The organism is Aeromonas sp. 11P (assembly GCF_051920165.1).
GTDB lineage: Bacteria > Pseudomonadota > Gammaproteobacteria > Enterobacterales > Aeromonadaceae > Aeromonas > Aeromonas veronii.
In genome coordinates this window covers 1236460-1252887 of the sequence record NZ_JBQBDJ010000004.1, presented here as the reverse complement: position 1 = coordinate 1252887, position 16428 = coordinate 1236460, and the positions used below count along the sequence as shown (strand labels likewise).

Below are 16428 nucleotides of genomic sequence, written 5' to 3'. Positions count from 1 at the left end.
TAAAAGCCCTAGACTGCCAATCAAGCCTTGATGGCTTATGCGTCAAACGTGATAAGCACTTAATTTCTAGAAAAACCTTAACTAAGGAGAGGAACCGTGAACATTCTCGGTTATTTGCAAAAGATCGGCCGTGCCCTGATGGTGCCGGTAGCGGTATTGCCTGCCGCAGCGATCCTGATGGGGGTTGGCTACTGGATTGACCCGAATGGTTGGGGTGGTGACAGTGCGCTGGCTGCCTTCCTGATTAAAGCGGGCGCAGCCATTATCGATAACATGTCCGTACTGTTCGCAGTCGGTGTCGCCTACGGTATGTCCAAGGATAAAGACGGTTCTGCTGCCTTGGCAGGTCTGGTCGGCTTCCTGGTCGTTACCACCCTGCTGAGCCCGGGTGCTGTGGCCCAGATCAAGAGCATCCCGGTGGAGCAGGTTCCTGCCGCGTTTGCCAAGATCAGCAACCAGTTCGTGGGTATCCTGTGTGGTGTTATCGCCGCTGAGCTGTACAACCGCTTCAGCAGCGTCGAGCTGCACAAGGCACTCTCCTTCTTCTCCGGTCGTCGTCTGGTACCGATCGTAACCTCCGTGGTGATGATCGTCGTATCCTTCATCCTGATGGCCGTATGGCCGGCAATCTACGGTGGTCTGGTCTCCTTCGGTGAGTCCATCGTTAGCCTGGGTTCTACCGGTGCCGGTATCTACGCCTTCTTCAACCGTCTGCTGATCCCGATCGGTCTGCACCACGCCCTGAACTCCGTGTTCTGGTTCAACGTGGCCGGTATCAACGACATCCCGAACTTCCTGGGTGGTCAGGCTACCATCGATGCCGCTCTGGCCGCTGGCAAGAGCCTGGAGCAGGTGAAAGGCGTGGTCGGTATGTACCAGGCTGGCTTCTTCCCCATCATGATGTTCGGTCTGCCGGGTGCCGCTCTGGCCATCTACCACTCCGCCAAGAAAGAGAACAAAGAGAAAGTTGCCTCCATCATGATCGCAGCTGCCTTTGCCTCCTTCTTCACCGGTGTAACCGAGCCGCTCGAGTTCTCCTTCATGTTCGTGGCGCCGGTACTGTATGTCATCCACGCCGTACTGACCGGTATCTCCGTGTTCATCGCTGCCTCCATGCAGTGGATGGCCGGTTTCGGTTTCAGTGCCGGTCTGGTGGATATGGTGCTCTCCAGCCGTAACCCGCTGGCGACCAACTGGTACATGCTGATCCCTCAGGGTCTGGTCTTCTTCGGCCTCTACTACACCGTGTTCCGCGTAGTGATTGCCAAGCTGAACCTGAAAACCCCGGGTCGTGAAGATGACGAAGATAGTGCTCCGGCTGCCGCTCAATCTACCAACCGTACCGAGCTGGCCAAGCAATACCTGGAAGTGCTGGGTGGTCAAGAGAACCTGGTCTCCATCGATGCCTGCATCACCCGTCTGCGTCTGACTCTGAAAGACCGCAGCATCGTCGATGAGCGCAAGCTGAAAGCCCTGGGCGCGGCCGGTGTGGTCAAACTCGGTGAGCAGAACCTGCAGGTGATTCTGGGCCCATTGGCCGAAATCATCGCCGGTGAGATGAAAGCACTGCGTTAATCGAGCGACTCGCTCACCTCAAGTCTAAGTCCATTGTTGACATAACTAAGGGCCCCGCTCAGGGGCCCCATATAAAAAAGCCAAGAAAATCCAACCTTTACTTCAAATGAGAGCAGCAGTTATGAACTTGAAACATTCTCTGTTAGCCATTGCCATGTCTACCGTTTTTGTCAGCCAGGTCCAGGCAGCCGATGCCGCCAAGCAGGCTGTGGTCGACTCCCTCGCCAACAACCTGGTGGTCAAGTATGAAGTGGTCACCAACGACGGTGCCGGTGCCGGCCTCGATTGCCAGGCGCTCGGTTCCGAGTGGGCGAGCTGTGGCGTTGCCAAGCTGCACCTGACCAATACCGGTGCGGACGTCACCTCCAAAGACTGGAGCATCTACGTCTCCTCCATCCGTCGTATCCAGCGTGTGGATAACGACCAGTTCACCATCACTCACCTGACCGGCGATCTCTATCGTTTGACGCCAACCGAGAAGTTCCAGGGCTTTGCCAAGGATGCCACGGTCGAAGTGCCGCTGGTGGTGGAATACTGGGTACTGTTCGAATCTGACATCATGCCGAACTGGTATGTCGCCAGCGAAGGTGCCGAGCCGAAAGTACTAGCCAGCATGAGCAACATCAATGATGCCAGCACCTACGAGAAGCCGATGCCGGCCGATGGCTGGAAGCGTACCAAGGATGACAAGAACATCCTGATGAACAGCGAGACCCGCTTCGCGGCCAACCAGACCAGCACCCTGCTGCCGGCTGGCAAGATTGACAACCAGATCCTGCCGACCCCACTCAAGCAGGTAGTCAAAGCTGGCCCGCAGGTTGACTTCTCCACCATCAAACTCAATGCCCTGGACTTGCCGAGCGATCGCGCCGAGGCCCTGAAGGCTCAACTGACCAAGCTGGGTGTTACCCTCTCCGACACCGGCTACCCGGTGACCATCAAGCTCGGCAGCAAGCTCAAGCACGCCGAAGGCTATGACATGACCATCGGTCAGAAGGGCACAGTGATCCAGGGTCGCGACATCGACGGGGCATTCTGGGGTGCACAATCCCTGATCTCCCTGCTGGGTGTTGATGACAAGCTGGTGAGCCCAATGACCGTCGAGGATGCGCCGCGCTTTGAATATCGTGGCATGCAGACCGACGTGGCCCGCCACTTCCGCAGTCTGGATACCATGAAGAAGCTGGTTGACCAGATGTCTGCCATGAAGCTCAACGTGCTGCACCTTGGCCTGACCAACGATGAAGGCTGGCGTCTGGAGATCCCGGGTCTGCCGGAGCTGACCCAGGTCGGTAGCCAGCGTTGCCACGACGAGTCCGAAACCAAGTGCCTGATGCCGCAACTGGGTTCCGGCCCGACCAGCGACAACCAGGGTTCCGGTTTCTACAGCAAGTCTGACTACGTGGATCTGGTGCGTTATGCCAAGGCCCGCGGTGTGACCGTGATCCCCGAGATCAACATGCCGGCTCACGCCCGTGCTGCCGTGGTTTCCATGGAAGCGCGCTACAAGCGTCTGATGGCGGAAGGCAAAGAAGCGGAAGCCAACCAGTTCCGTCTGACTGATCCGGCTGATACCTCCAACGTCACCTCGGTTCAGTTCTACGACAAGATGTCCTTCATCAACCCTTGCCAGCCGGGTGCTGCCACCTTCGTGGCCAAGGTAATGGATGAAGTTGCCCAGATGCACCAGGCCGCCGGTCAGCCGCTGACCGCATGGCACTACGGTGGTGATGAGGCGAAGAACATCATGCAGGGCGGTGGTTATCAGGATCCGGCCGTCACCAAGAAAGAAGAGCTGGTCGCCTGGAAAGGCAACGTCGACTCCAGCAAGCAGGACAAGCCGTTTGGCAAGTCCCCGATGTGCCAGAAGATGATCGACGATGGCAAGATCAAGGAAGTGGGCGAGCTGCCGGTTTACTTCGCCAAGGAAGTAGGCCAGATGGTCAAAGACCGCGGCTTCTCTACCCTGCAGGCGTGGGAAGATGGCCTGAAGTACGCCAGCGGTGCCAAAGACTTCGCCACCGACAACACCCGTGTCAACTTCTGGGAAACCCTCTACTGGGGTGGCTTCAACGAAGCGATGAAGTGGGCGCACAAGGGTTACGAAGTGGTGCTGTCCAACCCGGATTACCTCTACTTCGACTTCCCGAACGAAGTACATCCGGCTGAGCGTGGCTACTACTGGGCAACCCGTTTCAACGACACTCGCAAGGTGTTCGCCTTCGCCCCGGAAAACCTGCCGCAGAACGCCGAAACCTCGGTTGACCGCGACGGCAACGCCTTCGTGGCCAAGGGTGACCAGGATCCGGTCAAGTTCAAGGGGATCTCCGGTCAGCAGTGGAGTGAAACTGTGCGTACCGATGCTCAGTATGAGTACATGGTCTACCCGCGTATCTTCTCCGTGGCCGAGCGTGCCTGGCACAAAGGTGGCTTCGAGCTGAACTATGTGAAAGGTCGCGAGTTCTCCGGCGAGACCAAGTTCGTCAACAAGGCCACCCTCAACAAAGAGTGGAACCAGTTTGCCAACGTACTGGGTCAGCGCGTGCTGCCGAAACTGGATCAGGCCGGTGTTGAATACCGCCTCTCCGTACCGGGTGCCAAGGTAGTGAACGGTGTGCTGGAAGCGAACGTGGATCTGCCGGGTCTGCCCATCCAGTACAGCCTGGACGGTACCAACTGGAGTGCCTATGACGCCGCTGCCAAGCCGAGCGTGAATGGCAAGGTCTACCTGCGTACCACCAGCTTCGATGGCAAGCGCACCAGCCGCGTCACCGAACTGAACTGATAGCAGTCAACCGTTAACATGAGGTGGGTCGCAAGACCCGCCTTTCCCAAGGGCGATGGCGTATCGGATTTGGGAAAGGTTGACTGTGCGTGTGAGCCTTTGTTGTGTGTAATTGTCTGTTTTGTGTTTTTCATCACTTTCAGCCCCGCCTAGTGCGGGGCTTTTTTATGCATTTGGTGTGCAATGTGGCAAGCCACACCGTTTTTAGCGGCGCAATGGCCGGGAAATGGCCCGGAAGTGCCAAATTCAGGTTGAGACAGCGCCCGTAATAAGGGATCATACCCGGCTTGACGGCGGGGGGATGAGGGTGCCAGCCGGCACAACTTCCGCCAGTGACGCTTTTTTGAGGTGAGCCATGAGTCAGGCGAACAGCCCAACTAACTTTATTCGTCAGATCATTGATGAAGATCTGGCCAGCGGTAAGCACAGCAGCGTGCATACCCGTTTTCCGCCCGAGCCGAACGGTTATCTCCATATCGGCCACGCCAAATCCATCTGCCTGAACTTCGGCATCGCCCGCGACTATCAGGGCCAGTGCAACCTGCGTTTCGATGACACCAACCCGGTGAAGGAAGATATCGAGTACGTAGAGTCCATCAAGCAGGACGTACAGTGGCTCGGCTTCCAGTGGAATGGCGAGATCTGCTACTCCTCCGACTATTTCGACAAGCTGCACGGCTACGCCATCGAGCTGATTGAAAAGGGCCTGGCCTATGTGGACGAGCTGACGCCCGAGCAGATGCGCGAGTACCGTGGCACCCTGACTGAAGCTGGCAAGAACAGCCCGTTCCGCGATCGCAGCGTGGAAGAAAACCTGGCGCTGTTTGCCAAGATGAAGAACGGCGAGTTCGCCGAAGGCACCGCCTGCCTGCGCGCCAAGATCGACATGGCATCTCCTTTCATGGTGATGCGTGATCCGGTTATCTACCGTATCAAGTTTGCCCACCACCACCAGACCGGTGACAAGTGGTGCATCTACCCGATGTATGACTTCACTCACTGCATCTCGGACGCGCTGGAAGGGATCACCCACTCCATCTGTACCCTGGAGTTCCAGGACAACCGTCGCCTGTACGACTGGGTGCTGGACAACATCACCATCGACTGCCACCCCCGTCAGTACGAGTTCTCTCGTCTGAACCTCGAATACACCGTCATGTCCAAGCGCAAGCTGAACCTGCTGGTGACCGAGAAGCACGTCGATGGTTGGGATGACCCGCGCATGCTGACCGTCTCCGGTCTGCGTCGTCGTGGTTACACCCCGGCTTCCATCCGCGAGTTCTGCAAGCGCATCGGCGTCACCAAGCAGGACAACATCGTCGAGATGAGCATGCTGGAAGCCTGCATCCGCGAAGACCTCAACGAGCATGCCCCGCGCGCCATGGCCGTGCTGCATCCGGTGAAAGTGGTCATCGAGAACTTGGCTGCCGACGAAGTGCTGACTGCCCCGGCCCACCCGAGCAATGCCGAGATGGGTACCCGCGAGCTGAACTTTACCCGCGAAATCTTCATCGACGAAGCGGACTTCAAAGAAGAGGCGAACAAGCAGTTCAAGCGTCTGGTGCTGGGCAAGGAAGTGCGTCTGCGCAATGCCTATGTGATCAAGGCCGAGCGTATCGAGAAAGATGCCGATGGCAAAGTCACCTGCATCTACTGCTCCTACGACCCCGAGACCCTGGGCAAGGATCCGGCCGATGGCCGCAAGGTGAAAGGGGTGATCCACTGGGTCAGCGCCACTCACTCCCTGCCGGCAGAAGTGCGTCTCTACGACCGTCTGTTCAAGGTACCGAACCCGGGCGCCGAGGATGACTTCGAAGCTGCGTTGAACCCGGAATCCCTGGTGATCATTGAGGGTGCCCGTGTCGAGGCTTCCCTGAAGAACGCCAAGCCGGAGCAGGCTTACCAGTTCGAGCGTGAAGGTTATTTCTGCGCTGACAACAAGCTCTCCAGCCCGGAGCATCTGGTGTTCAACCGCACCGTTGCCCTGCGTGACTCCTGGGGTAAAGTCGAAGGCTAAGCCGATGGGGCAGGGGAGACCCTGCCCTGTGTGCTGCCAACGGCCTGCGCCGGACAATAAAAAAAGCCAGCTAATGCTGGCTTTTTTTATTGTCCGTTATCTGCAAGTCGCGGGCGACTTATTCGTCGTGCTTGCACTCACCTGTTGCACAGTGACCGTAGAGGTAGAGGCTGTGGTTGGTGAGACGGATATTGAATTTCTTGGCGATCTCGCGCTGACGCTGTTCGATCACTTCGTCGGAGAACTCGATCACCTTGCCGCAGTCCAGGCAAACCAGGTGGTCGTGGTGCTCCTGAGTGGCCAGCTCGAATACCGACTTGCCACCTTCGAAGTGGTGACGGGTAACGATACCGGCATCATCAAACTGGTTGAGAACGCGATAGACGGTAGCGAGACCAATCTCTTCACCCAGGTCGATCAGTCGTTTATAGAGATCTTCGGCGCTGGTGTGCTGGCAGTCCGGCTGTTGCAGGATTTCCAGGATTTTGACCCGGGGCAAGGTGATCTTGAGCCCGGCCTTTTTTAACGCTTGGTTGTTGTCTGCCATATTCTACTTATTCGCATTCTCGAAGGTGGGGTTATTCTGATGGACTGCCGCAGGAATGGCAACCTTGAACTCGCTTGGCCTGTCATTATAGGTCGTAGCCTCCCTAAAAATAAACCCAGCAATTCAAGGGGTTTAGCCATAAATGGCCGGTTGGATTGAAATAATCAATCGTGTCGTCCGACTTGCTGGCATGGCAGATGTTGATAAGATGTAACTTTCATATTTCTGGTCGGATGGGATCCATGGATTGGCTTTTTGACAATGCGGCCTGGGTGCGCAGCGCACTCAACGCCTGGCCTCCCTTCTGGGGCGCCGGTATCAAGATAGAGACCCTGAGCGATGACTTTCGCTACTGCCGGGTGACCCTGAAATCCCGCTGGTGGAACAAGAATGCCAACCGCACCCAGTTTGGCGGCAGTATGTTTGCCATGACGGACCCCATCTATCCACTGATGCTGATGGGCTACTTCAAGAATCGCTACTACGTCTGGGACAAGGCGGGCAGCATCAACTATATCAAGCCGGGCAAGGGCAAGCTGGTGGCCGAGTTCAACCTGACCGAGGGCAAGCTGGCCGAAATCGTGGCGGCGACTGAAGGTGGCAACAAACACTTCCCCGAATTCGAGGTGACGGTGCAGGACAAGAGTGGCGAGCTGGTGGCGCAGGTCAAGCGCACCCTCTATGTGCGAGCCAAACCGGAGCACAGAGGTGAATAACAAGGGAGAATAAAGGCAAGCATCGCCACTTGCAGATACAACAAGGGCCCCGTCGGGGCCCTTGTTGTCAGAGAGAAGAGGGGAAACGGATTACTCCAGTTCGCCCAGGCACATCTCTTCGTGCAACTGCTTGCACCAGCCCTTGACGCGCTCTGCGGTCAGCTCCGGCTGGCGATCTTCATCGATACCCAGACCAACAAAGTGCTTGTCATCAACCAGCGCCTTGGAGGCTTCGAACTCGTAGCCGGCAGTCGGCCAGTGACCGATGATGATGGCGCCTTTTGCTTCGACGATGTCGCGCAGGGTGCCCATGGCGTCGAGGAAGTACTCGGAATAGTCTTCCTGATCACCGCAACCGAAGATGGCGACCAGCTTGTTGGTGAAGTCGATTTCGCCCAGATCGGGGAAGAAGTCGTCCCAGTCGGCCTGGGCTTCGCCGTAGTACCAAGTCGGGATGCCGAACATCAGCAGATCAAAGCTCTCGATGTCGGCCTTGCTGCTCTTGGCGATGTCACGGACTTCAATCAGGTTTTTGCCCAGCTCTTTCTGGATCATCTTGGCGACAGCTTCGGTGTTACCGGTATCGCTGCCAAAAAACAGACCTACACTTGCCATAGTGTTTAGTTACCCGTATTTGGTGTTAATGCTCAACGCTCAGACTGCAATGTCCACCGCAAAGGCGGACTCAATCTGTTGTTTCAGGATAGATTGGATCAGCTCGGCTCGGCTGATGTTCTGTTGTAACGCAAGTTGGTTCAGGCGCTCCAGCAACTCGGCCTCCACCTTTAACTCTACCCGCTTCAGCCCATTTTCCCGATCGCGCTTAAGCTGGTTACGCTTGTTGATCTTGAGCTGGGTCTCGCGGGGGAGTGGATTGGTCTTTGGCCTGCCGGGGCGCTTCTCATTTGCGAACAGATCCAGTGTTGTTCGATCAGTTTGCTGTTTGGCCATACATCACAGATGAAAATAAGTTAGCCGAGTCCTGAGCCTTCCCAGCCCAGTTCGATCAGCCCCTTGGCGACAAAACCCGCACAACCCAGAAACAGTACCAACCAGACGATAAAACGACCGAAACGGGGCACGTTGCCGCGTTTGAGCACGTCCTGAATGGCCAGGCCAATCAATATGAAAATGGCCACAAAGAATAACTTGAGGCCCAAACTTTCGATCAGGTCGATATGTTCACTTAGCATGGATTGCGCACACTCCTTATGACCGGCGCACTATATCACAAAGGATTTGAAACTGTTAACCGCCTGTCGACAGGAAATCCACAACCAATTTGTTGAACAGAGCCGGTTTTTCCGCATGTAGCCAGTGGCCGGTACCCCCGATGACACGCACCTTTGCCGCCGGGAATTGGGCCAGTGCAGTCTCGCTGTATTGGGGCTGCATATAGTCAGAATCCCCGCCTTTGATAAAGAGCACCAGCCCCTCGAAGCGATGCTCATCCTCTGGCCAGCCCATGATGTTGGCGTAGTTTTGCTCAAGGGCGGGCACATTGAAGCGCCAACCCCAGCCCTGCTCGCCTTTGGCGAAGGATTTGAGCAGGAACTGGCGCACCCCGGCGATCTCGATGTGCTGCGCCAGCATGGCTTCCGCTTCACTGCGGCTTTGCGGCGGCGTGCGCAGCGTGGCGTTGAGTCCGGCAAAGACATTCTGGTGGCGGGAGTGGGGATAGGCGACCGGCGCCATGTCGGCCACCACCAGCTTGGTCACCCGCTCTGGCGCCAGCTTGGCGACCTGCATCGCCACCTTGCCACCCATCGAGTGGCCAATCAGGGTCGCTTGGGCAATCTCCAGCCGATCCATCAGGGTCAGGATATCGGCCGCTTGTGCCGGATAGCTCATCTCGCTGCTATGAAAGGAGGCACCGTGGTTGCGCAGATCGACGCTGATGACCCGGAACTGTTCGCAGAGGGCACGGGCCAGCAGGCCGAGGTTGTCTAGGCTGCCAAACAGGCCGTGGATCAGAATGACTGCCGGGCCCTGACCCTGCTCCTTGAAGTTCAATATGCTGTTTTGTTGCAAAATGACACCTTGTCGGTCGTGGGTGCGTATCGCTGTTTTATTTAACGCACTGGAAAGAAAAGGATTTCGTCCAATGGATTGGGATTTTGTGTGGTTTTTTTTCTAAAAAATCCCGTCCGGATCGGCTATCAGTGCGGCTGATCACACACTTGGCCCGCTATTATGCCGTATTCTCGATGAGATTCATGTACATCTGCCAGCCCCTTGCTTGGGCTGTCGGGTTTGCCTATGTATAATCGCCGCATCCGAATTTCGACGAGTCCAGCGCATCCCTATGAAAACCATCGAGCTTGATGACGATCTCTACTTCTATATCGCCAGCCAGACCCGGCACATTGGTGAGAGTGCCTCCGATATCCTGCGCCGTCTGCTGGAACAGCCTGCTCACCAAGGTGTGCCGGTTGCCGAGCCCGTTGCCGTCGCGCAGCCCAGTGCGGTAGCCACCCGACAAGGGCTGCAAGCCCTGCTCGATTCCGGTGAGCTGCAAAAGGAAGAGAAGTCCATCAACCGCTTTATGCTGGTGCTGAGTACCCTCTACCGGGATAACCCGGAAGGCTTTACCCAGGCCACCGAAATCAAGGGGCGCAAGCGCGTCTATTTCTCGCAGGATCCCGAGGCTCTGCGTGCCAGTGGCAGCACCACCAAGCCCAAGCCGGTACCGGAGACCCCGTTCTGGGTGATCACCAACACCAACACCAGCCGCAAGCAGAACATGGTGGCCCAGCTGATGGCCAGCATGGGCTATGGCGAAGAGGTGATCGCGCAGGTGTGCGGCGCCATTTAACGATTCTTCAAGACTCAGGCCTTGCCCGGCAAGGCCGCCATTACGCAAGGAAAACGCCATGGCTCAGCATTCCCACGCCGGTCAACCGGCCCGTTTAAGCGACCTGACCAATATCCCCCGTCTGGTCAGCGCCTACTACCTCAACAAGCCGGACATGAGCCGCCCCGAGCAGCGGGTTGCCTTCGGTACCTCCGGCCACCGTGGCAGCGCCCTGCACAATGCCTTTACCGAATCCCATATTCTGGCGGTGACCCAGGCACTGGTGGAGTATCGCCAGCAGGCCGGCATCACGGGCCCGCTGTTTGTCGGTATGGATACCCACGCCCTGTCCGAATCCGCCTTTGCCAGCGCCGTCGAAGTGCTGGCCGCCAACGGTGTTGAAACCCGCATTCAGGCTGGCCTCGGCTTTACCCCGACCCCGGTCATCTCTCACGCCATCCTGCGCCATAACGCGGGCAAGCCTGCCGCGCGCGCCGACGGCGTGGTGATCACTCCGTCCCACAACCCGCCGGAAGATGGTGGCTTCAAGTACAACCCGCCCCATGGTGGTCCCGCCGAAGGGGAGATCACCAAGTGGGTGGAAGACCGCGCCAACGCCATTCTGGAAGCGGGTCTGGCTGGCGTGAAACGGATGCCGTTCGCCGAGGCGCTCAAGAGCCCGTTCGTGGTCGAGCACGACTATGTCACCCCTTACGTGGATGATCTGAAGAACGTGCTGGACATGGACGCCATCAAGAACGCGGGCATCAAGATCGGTGTCGATCCGCTGGGCGGCTCCGGCGTCGCTTACTGGGACGTCATCGCCAAGACCTATGGTCTGAACATCGAGGTGGTGAACTACAAGGTCGACCCTACTTTCTCCTTCATGACCCTGGATAAAGACGGCAAGATCCGGATGGACTGCTCCAGCCCGTTCGCCATGGCTAGCCTGATTGCCCTTAAAGACAAGTTTGACATCGCCCTTGGCAACGACCCTGACTACGACCGTCACGGCATCGTCACCAAGTCCGGCCTGATGAACCCGAACCACTATCTGGCGGTGGCAATCCAGTATCTGTTTACCCATCGCACCGGCTGGTCTGCCGATGCGGCCGTCGGCAAGACGCTGGTCTCCTCTTCCATGATCGACCGGGTGGCCGGCGAGATTGGCCGCACCCTGAAAGAGGTGCCGGTCGGCTTCAAGTGGTTCGTGGATGGCCTCTACAGCGGCGAGTTTGGCTTTGGCGGCGAGGAGAGCGCGGGCGCCTCCTTCCTGCGCAAAAATGGTACCGTCTGGACCACCGACAAGGATGGTTTCATTCTGGCGCTGCTGGCGGCGGAAATTCTGGCGGTCACCGGTAAGGATCCGCAGGCTCACTACGATGCACTGGAAGCCAGGTTCGGCCGCTCCAGCTACCGTCGTATCGACGCCCCGGCCAACAGCGCCCAGAAAGCAGTGCTCTCCAAGCTGGATCCGGCACTGGTCGAAGCCTCAACGCTCGCCGGTGAGCCGATCATCGCGAAGCTGACCAAGGCGCCGGGCAACGATGCCGCCATCGGCGGCCTCAAGGTGGTGACCGAGAACGGCTGGTTCGCGGCGCGCCCCTCCGGCACCGAGTCCATCTACAAGATCTATATGGAGAGCTTCAAGGGCGACACGCACCTCGACCTCATCCAGCAGGAAGCCCAGCAGATCGTCTCTGCTGCGCTTGCCAAGGCAGGCGTCTAAATCAGGTAGCCATCCTTGAGCCCCTGATGGGGTTGAACGTTGGATATAACAAAGGAGCCATAATGGCTCCTTTTTCATTGTCTGTTTTATGCCAGCGAGTTGTCAGCGCGCGGCTTTCACCGCCAGCCCCAGCTGCCACACCGCCATGGCGTAGTGGGTGCTGTGGTTGTAGCGGGTGATGGTGTAGAAGTTGGGCAGACCGTACCAGTATTGGTAGCCGGTGCCGACATCGAGGCGCAGCAGGCTCGACTCGCTGTGGTTGCCCAGACTGCTGGTTGGGGTCAGCCCCGCGCGGCGCAGGGTGGCGACGGGGTAGCGGGTCTGGAAGCCATGCTCATAGCCGGGCAGCTGGCCCTGACCGCGCACCGCGACCGGTTGGCCTTTCTCCCAGCCGTGGGCCTTGAAGTAGTTGGCGACGCTGCCGATGGCATCCACCGGATCCCACAGGTTGGTATGGCCGTTGCCATCAAAGTCCACCGCATAGCGCTGGAAGCTGGAGGGCATAAACTGGCCATAGCCCATGGCGCCCGCATAGGATCCTTTGGGTTCGGTGGGATCCATCCCCTCGTCGCGGGTCATCACCAGGAAGGCTTCCAGCTCGCTCGTGAAGAACTCGGCGCGGCGCGGGTAATCAAACGCCAGGGTGGCCAGTGCATCCAGAATGCGGGTCTTGCCCATCACCCGGCCCCAGCGGGTCTCCACCCCGATAATGCCGACGATGATCTCAGGCGGCACCCCGTAGATCTGCTCCGCCCGGTTCAGCTCGCTTGCGTATTCACGCCAGAAGTTGACGCCGTTCTGTACGTTGTCCGGGGTGATGAACTTGGCGCGATAGCGGTTCCAGGCGCCGGTCGGGCCGGTGGGCTTGGCGGTGGTCGGTGCCTGGGCATCCATCAGGCGGATGATCCAGTCGTAACGCTCTGCCTGTGCCAGCACCTGATGCAGCTGGGCGTGGTCAAAACCGTGCTTCTCGACCATTTTCTGGACGAACCTGTCCACGTTGGGGCGATTGGCGAAGTCCCCCTTGCTAACCCCTTGTGTATAAACGGGTTTGCTCGATGGCGCTTGATTGATAAAGGCGCTCTTGGGCTGGGGGACGACCACGGGCTTTGGTGCTGGGGCGCTGCTGCAGCCACCGAGCAGGGGAAATAACGACAGAGTGAGAAGAGAGGCAAGGCGACGCATAGGGTTCTCAAAGAGACTGATAAAAGTGTCGTCATGGTAAAACATTGCCATCCCCGTGCAAGTGTTCCGTGCGCCTTGTTTGCCGCCAATTCATCGTGCGATGGATTAGCCCTTCTGTGAGGGCTGTGCTGTTTAGGGCTGGGGGTGACGTAGCGTGTGGTAGCCGCTCCAGAGTCGGGTCAGGGTGGTGATGGCGCAGAGCAGGGCAAAGCCGTAGGCGAGCGGGGCGAAGGCGGCTGGCCACAGGCACATCAGCACAAAGAGGGCGATGGTCTCGCTCCCCTCGGTGAGGCCACCCAGATAGTAGAGGGATTTGTGGTGGTAGACCGGATTGTCGATGCCCCGTTTGCCCGCCATGATGGCAAACGCCAGAAAGCTCGAGCCGGTGCCCATAAAGGCAAACAGCAGGGTGGCGGCGGGCAGCGCATTGGCGGGGGTGGCGAGGGCAAAGCCCAGCACCACGGCGGCGTAGAAGATAAAATCCAGCGTGATGTCGAGAAAGCCGCCGCAATCGGTGATGCCGGTTTCCCGCGCCACGGCGCCATCGAGCCCGTCCAGCAGCCGGTTGAGCAGGATGGCCGCCAGTGCCCACTGATAGCAACCAAAGGACAGCAGCGGCAGCGCCAACATGCCGATGGCAAAGCCGGTGAGGCTCACCTGATTGGCACTGATCCCGGCACGGCAGAGTGGTTTGGCAAGCTGGGTGAGGGGGCTGCGGATCACGGGGATCAGATGGCGATCAAACAAGGTGAACTCCTCGGTTAAAAACAGGATTCGGTGAGGTGGAGTATGGTGCCCGGCGCGTCTTCCGCATCGTGGGTCACCAGAATAGCGGGGATGGCCAGCGCCTTGATCTGGGCGAATACCAGCTCGCGAAAGGCGGCCCGCAGCGGTTTGTCGAGGCGGGAGAAGGGCTCATCCAGCAGCAGGGCGTCGGGTTCGGCCAACAGCGCTCGCAGCAGACTGACCCGCGCCCGCTGACCCCCTGACAGCAGCTGTGGCAGCTTGTCAGCCTGATCTGCCAGTGCGACCTGCGCCAATGCGGCCAACGCCTTTTCCCGCCGCGCACGTTTTCCCTTGATGGTCGCTGGCATGCCGAACATCAGGTTCTCCGCCACCGTCAGATGGTCGAACAGCAGGTCATCCTGAAACAGCATGCCGATGCGCCGCGCCTGCGGCGGTAGGGCGTTGAGTGGCCGCTTGCCGAGCATTATCTCCCCCTCCAGCCGGATCGGGCCATTTCCTGTCTGCGCGCCCGGCAGTACTCCGGCCAGCCCTGCCAGCAGGGAGCTTTTACCGCAGCCGCTGGGCCCCATCAGGGTCAATACCTCGCCGGGTGTCACCTGCAGGGCAGGGAGTGAAAGCAGCAGATTTTCATCAAGGTAAAGTCGAAGAGGCGTGGTGCTCAGCATATGGCTATTTCCATCATCAGAGTTCATCGTGAGGCGCCCCCCTTGAGCGCCGGATTGATCCGCGCCGGCAGCCAGAGCGCCAGCAGATAGATAACGAGTGGCAACAGCAGTTGCAGCAGGCCGTAGAGCCCCGCCAGCCGCCGGTTGAGGCCGCTGCCGATGGCCACCGCTTCCGTGGTGATGGTGACCACTCTGCCTGCGCCAAAGAGCAGGGTCGGCAGATACTGGGCCAAACTCACCGCCGCCCCGACGCCGAAGGCAAACAGCAGCGGGCGCGCCAGCAGTGGCGCTTTCACCTGCCACCAGGCTCGCCACGGCGTGGCCCCCAGCAGCAGGGCGCTTTGGGTGATCCGCGGATCGAACTGGCGATAGGGGCCGTCCAGGCACAAATAGACATAGGGAAAGACAAACAGCAGCTGGCTCCAGAGCACCCAGCCCCAGCCAATACCGCTGCTTATCGAGTCATGTGCAAGCCAGTCCAGCCCGAGCCGGATGCCAAACAGCAGGCTCGCCTGTGGCAGCAACAGCGGCAGGCAGATAAGCCAGAGCGGCCAGGGGCGGCGCCCGGCTTGCGCCTCCAGACTCAGCACCGCCATCACCAGTGCCAGCAAGCCGCTCACCAGCGCCAGCAGTGCGCTGGTTACCAGCAGTGGCAGCAGGGTTGGCAGCAGATCCAGCCAGTAGTGACTGCTCCACTGGCTGGGCCAGAGGGAGGGAAAGGGCCAACGGCGCGCCAGTGACCAGAGCAGCAGGGCCGCCAGCACCGCCAGATTAAGGGTGATCAGAGTGAGTGCAGAGCCTGCTGCGAGCCGGTTGGCAAAGGAGTGGGACGCAGCCCGTTTGCCATCGAGCCAGCAGCCTTTGCCCATCTCTTGATGAAGCCACTCCAGTAATCTGAGCAGGGCGATCAGCAGCGCCGTGATGACGAGCAGCAGCAGGGCGCCGCTGGCGGTGGCGCCGCGCCAGAGTAGATCCGGGTCCTGATACCAGAGCCACAACCGCACCGCCAGCGGGGCGGGGGTGTCAGGCCCGAGCAGTTGGGCCAGATCCACCACCGCCACTCCATAGGCTGCCACCGCATAGATGGGCAGGCGCAGGGCGGGCCAGAGGGCGGGCAGCAGCAGGCGCCACCAGATCTGTGGGGCGCTAAAGCCAAGGCTCGCCCCCAGCCACTGCTGGCGTGCCAGCTGGATGGGTTGCTGTGCGGCCATGGCCATCAGCAGCAAAAAGGGGGTCTCTTTGAGAACGAGCAGTGCAATCAGCCCGAGCCCCCAAGGGTCGCGGATGGTCTGCCAATCGGGGGGGAGATCAAACCCCGTCAGCGCTGGCGAGACGAGCCGCAGCAGCCAGCCGGAGGGGGCGAGCAAAAAGGCAAAGCCGATGGCAAAGGCGACGTGGGGCATAGCCAGCATGGGCGAGAGCAGGCGACGGAGCAGCCCGAAAGCCCGGCTGTTGCTGTGGGCCAGCAGCAGGGCGGTCAACAGCAGGCTGCCAAGGGTGGAGGCGGCGCCAATCCACAGGCTCAGCGCAGCGGAGTGCCAGAGGCCTGGCTGGGTCAGCAGCAAGGCAAGATGAGAGGCGGTCATCCCCTCCGCCAGCAGTTGCCACAGCCCCGCCAGCAATGGGATGACGAAGATCGCCAGATAAATGACCGCCATCCCCGTACTC

15 protein-coding genes are annotated in these 16428 nt (G+C 59.1%); 6 read left to right on the top strand and 9 right to left on the bottom strand.

The window, feature by feature from the left end; genetic code table 11:
- Window positions 1–96 precede the first annotated feature (96 nt).
- The 3 genes from nagE (at window position 97) to glnS (ending at window position 6377) form a co-directional block, all read left to right on the top strand.
- On the top strand, window positions 97–1575 hold the full coding sequence (gene nagE, locus ACTG1P_RS05770; RefSeq protein WP_005359399.1) for an N-acetylglucosamine-specific PTS transporter subunit IIBC: 1479 nt from the start codon (window positions 97–99) through the stop codon (window positions 1573–1575).
- A 121-nt stretch (window positions 1576–1696) separates the two neighbouring features.
- Window positions 1697–4360, top strand: a complete 2664-nt coding sequence (locus tag ACTG1P_RS05765) for a beta-N-acetylhexosaminidase (protein ID WP_440000725.1) — start codon at window positions 1697–1699, stop codon at window positions 4358–4360.
- A gap of 355 nt (window positions 4361–4715) precedes the next feature.
- Window positions 4716–6377 (top strand): glutamine--tRNA ligase, encoded by a 1662-nt coding sequence (glnS, locus tag ACTG1P_RS05760; protein ID WP_005334302.1) that lies wholly within the window; start codon window positions 4716–4718, stop codon window positions 6375–6377.
- A 118-nt stretch (window positions 6378–6495) separates the two neighbouring features.
- Here the strand turns inward: glnS and fur are convergent, their stop codons facing one another.
- On the bottom strand, window positions 6496–6924 hold the full coding sequence (gene fur, locus ACTG1P_RS05755) for a ferric iron uptake transcriptional regulator (protein ID WP_005334301.1): 429 nt from the start codon (window positions 6922–6924) through the stop codon (window positions 6496–6498).
- Between the two features lie 242 nt (window positions 6925–7166).
- Here fur and ACTG1P_RS05750 point away from each other — a divergent pair, with 242 nt between their 5' ends.
- Window positions 7167–7640: a DUF4442 domain-containing protein gene (locus ACTG1P_RS05750; RefSeq protein WP_255912665.1), complete on the top strand. Its 474-nt coding sequence runs from the start codon at window positions 7167–7169 to the stop codon at window positions 7638–7640.
- Between the two features lie 90 nt (window positions 7641–7730).
- On the opposite strand, the gene fldA is transcribed toward ACTG1P_RS05750, so the two are convergent.
- The 4 genes from fldA to ACTG1P_RS05730 are packed head-to-tail and all read right to left on the bottom strand — an operon-like array spanning window position 7731 to window position 9671.
- A complete protein-coding gene (fldA, locus tag ACTG1P_RS05745; RefSeq protein ID WP_005334298.1) occupies window positions 7731–8255 on the bottom strand; it encodes a flavodoxin FldA in 525 nt (174 codons plus the stop codon).
- Window positions 8256–8294: 39 nt separating this feature from the next.
- A complete protein-coding gene (gene ybfE / locus ACTG1P_RS05740) occupies window positions 8295–8591 on the bottom strand; it encodes a LexA regulated protein (protein WP_005334297.1) in 297 nt (98 codons plus the stop codon).
- Window positions 8592–8611: 20 nt separating this feature from the next.
- Window positions 8612–8833: a DUF2788 domain-containing protein gene (locus tag ACTG1P_RS05735; RefSeq protein WP_005334296.1), complete on the bottom strand. Its 222-nt coding sequence runs from the start codon at window positions 8831–8833 to the stop codon at window positions 8612–8614.
- A 55-nt stretch (window positions 8834–8888) separates the two neighbouring features.
- Window positions 8889–9671, bottom strand: a complete 783-nt coding sequence (locus ACTG1P_RS05730; RefSeq protein WP_440000724.1) for an alpha/beta fold hydrolase — start codon at window positions 9669–9671, stop codon at window positions 8889–8891.
- Between the two features lie 274 nt (window positions 9672–9945).
- On the opposite strand from ACTG1P_RS05730, the gene seqA reads away from it, so the two are divergent.
- On the top strand, window positions 9946–10455 hold the full coding sequence (gene seqA, locus ACTG1P_RS05725; protein WP_180343400.1) for a replication initiation negative regulator SeqA: 510 nt from the start codon (window positions 9946–9948) through the stop codon (window positions 10453–10455).
- 58 nt (window positions 10456–10513) lie between these two features.
- Complete coding sequence (gene pgm / locus ACTG1P_RS05720) at window positions 10514–12163, top strand: phosphoglucomutase (alpha-D-glucose-1,6-bisphosphate-dependent) (protein ID WP_440000723.1); 1650 nt, start codon at window positions 10514–10516, stop codon at window positions 12161–12163.
- A 102-nt stretch (window positions 12164–12265) separates the two neighbouring features.
- On the opposite strand, the gene mltB is transcribed toward pgm, so the two are convergent.
- The 4 genes from mltB to ACTG1P_RS05700 form a co-directional block, all read right to left on the bottom strand.
- Entirely contained in the window at window positions 12266–13348 is a 1083-nt protein-coding gene (mltB, locus tag ACTG1P_RS05715) for a lytic murein transglycosylase B (RefSeq protein ID WP_440000722.1), read from the bottom strand.
- A 132-nt stretch (window positions 13349–13480) separates the two neighbouring features.
- The gene (locus ACTG1P_RS05710; RefSeq protein WP_219594037.1) at window positions 13481–14095 is read right to left on the bottom strand and encodes a CDP-alcohol phosphatidyltransferase family protein; all 615 of its coding nucleotides are present in this window, start codon (window positions 14093–14095) and stop codon (window positions 13481–13483) included.
- Window positions 14096–14109: 14 nt separating this feature from the next.
- Window positions 14110–14760 carry an ATP-binding cassette domain-containing protein gene (locus ACTG1P_RS05705; protein ID WP_219594038.1) on the bottom strand — a complete coding sequence of 217 codons (651 nt, stop codon included), beginning with the start codon at window positions 14758–14760 and terminating at the stop codon, window positions 14110–14112.
- 23 nt (window positions 14761–14783) lie between these two features.
- Window positions 14784–16418, bottom strand: coding sequence for an ABC transporter permease (locus ACTG1P_RS05700; protein WP_440000721.1), 1635 nt, complete (start codon window positions 16416–16418; stop codon window positions 14784–14786).
- Window positions 16419–16428 lie beyond the last annotated feature (10 nt).

What these genes read in the sequence shown, in the direction of transcription:
- ACTG1P_RS05765 (WP_440000725.1), top strand. Translation starts at nt 1,697, where the DNA reads ATGAACTTGAAACATTCTCTGTTAGCCATTGCCATGTCTACCGTTTTT.
- glnS (WP_005334302.1), top strand. Translation starts at nt 4,716, where the DNA reads ATGAGTCAGGCGAACAGCCCAACTAACTTTATTCGTCAGATCATTGAT.
- fur (WP_005334301.1), bottom strand. Translation starts at nt 6,924, where the DNA reads ATGGCAGACAACAACCAAGCGTTAAAAAAGGCCGGGCTCAAGATCACC.
- ACTG1P_RS05750 (WP_255912665.1), top strand. Translation starts at nt 7,167, where the DNA reads ATGGATTGGCTTTTTGACAATGCGGCCTGGGTGCGCAGCGCACTCAAC.
- fldA (WP_005334298.1), bottom strand. Translation starts at nt 8,255, where the DNA reads ATGGCAAGTGTAGGTCTGTTTTTTGGCAGCGATACCGGTAACACCGAA.
- ybfE (WP_005334297.1), bottom strand. Translation starts at nt 8,591, where the DNA reads ATGGCCAAACAGCAAACTGATCGAACAACACTGGATCTGTTCGCAAAT.
- ACTG1P_RS05735 (WP_005334296.1), bottom strand. Translation starts at nt 8,833, where the DNA reads ATGCTAAGTGAACATATCGACCTGATCGAAAGTTTGGGCCTCAAGTTA.
- seqA (WP_180343400.1), top strand. Translation starts at nt 9,946, where the DNA reads ATGAAAACCATCGAGCTTGATGACGATCTCTACTTCTATATCGCCAGC.
- pgm (WP_440000723.1), top strand. Translation starts at nt 10,514, where the DNA reads ATGGCTCAGCATTCCCACGCCGGTCAACCGGCCCGTTTAAGCGACCTG.
- mltB (WP_440000722.1), bottom strand. Translation starts at nt 13,348, where the DNA reads ATGCGTCGCCTTGCCTCTCTTCTCACTCTGTCGTTATTTCCCCTGCTC.
- ACTG1P_RS05705 (WP_219594038.1), bottom strand. Translation starts at nt 14,760, where the DNA reads ATGCTGAGCACCACGCCTCTTCGACTTTACCTTGATGAAAATCTGCTG.
- ACTG1P_RS05700 (WP_440000721.1), bottom strand. Translation starts at nt 16,418, where the DNA reads ATGGCGGTCATTTATCTGGCGATCTTCGTCATCCCATTGCTGGCGGGG.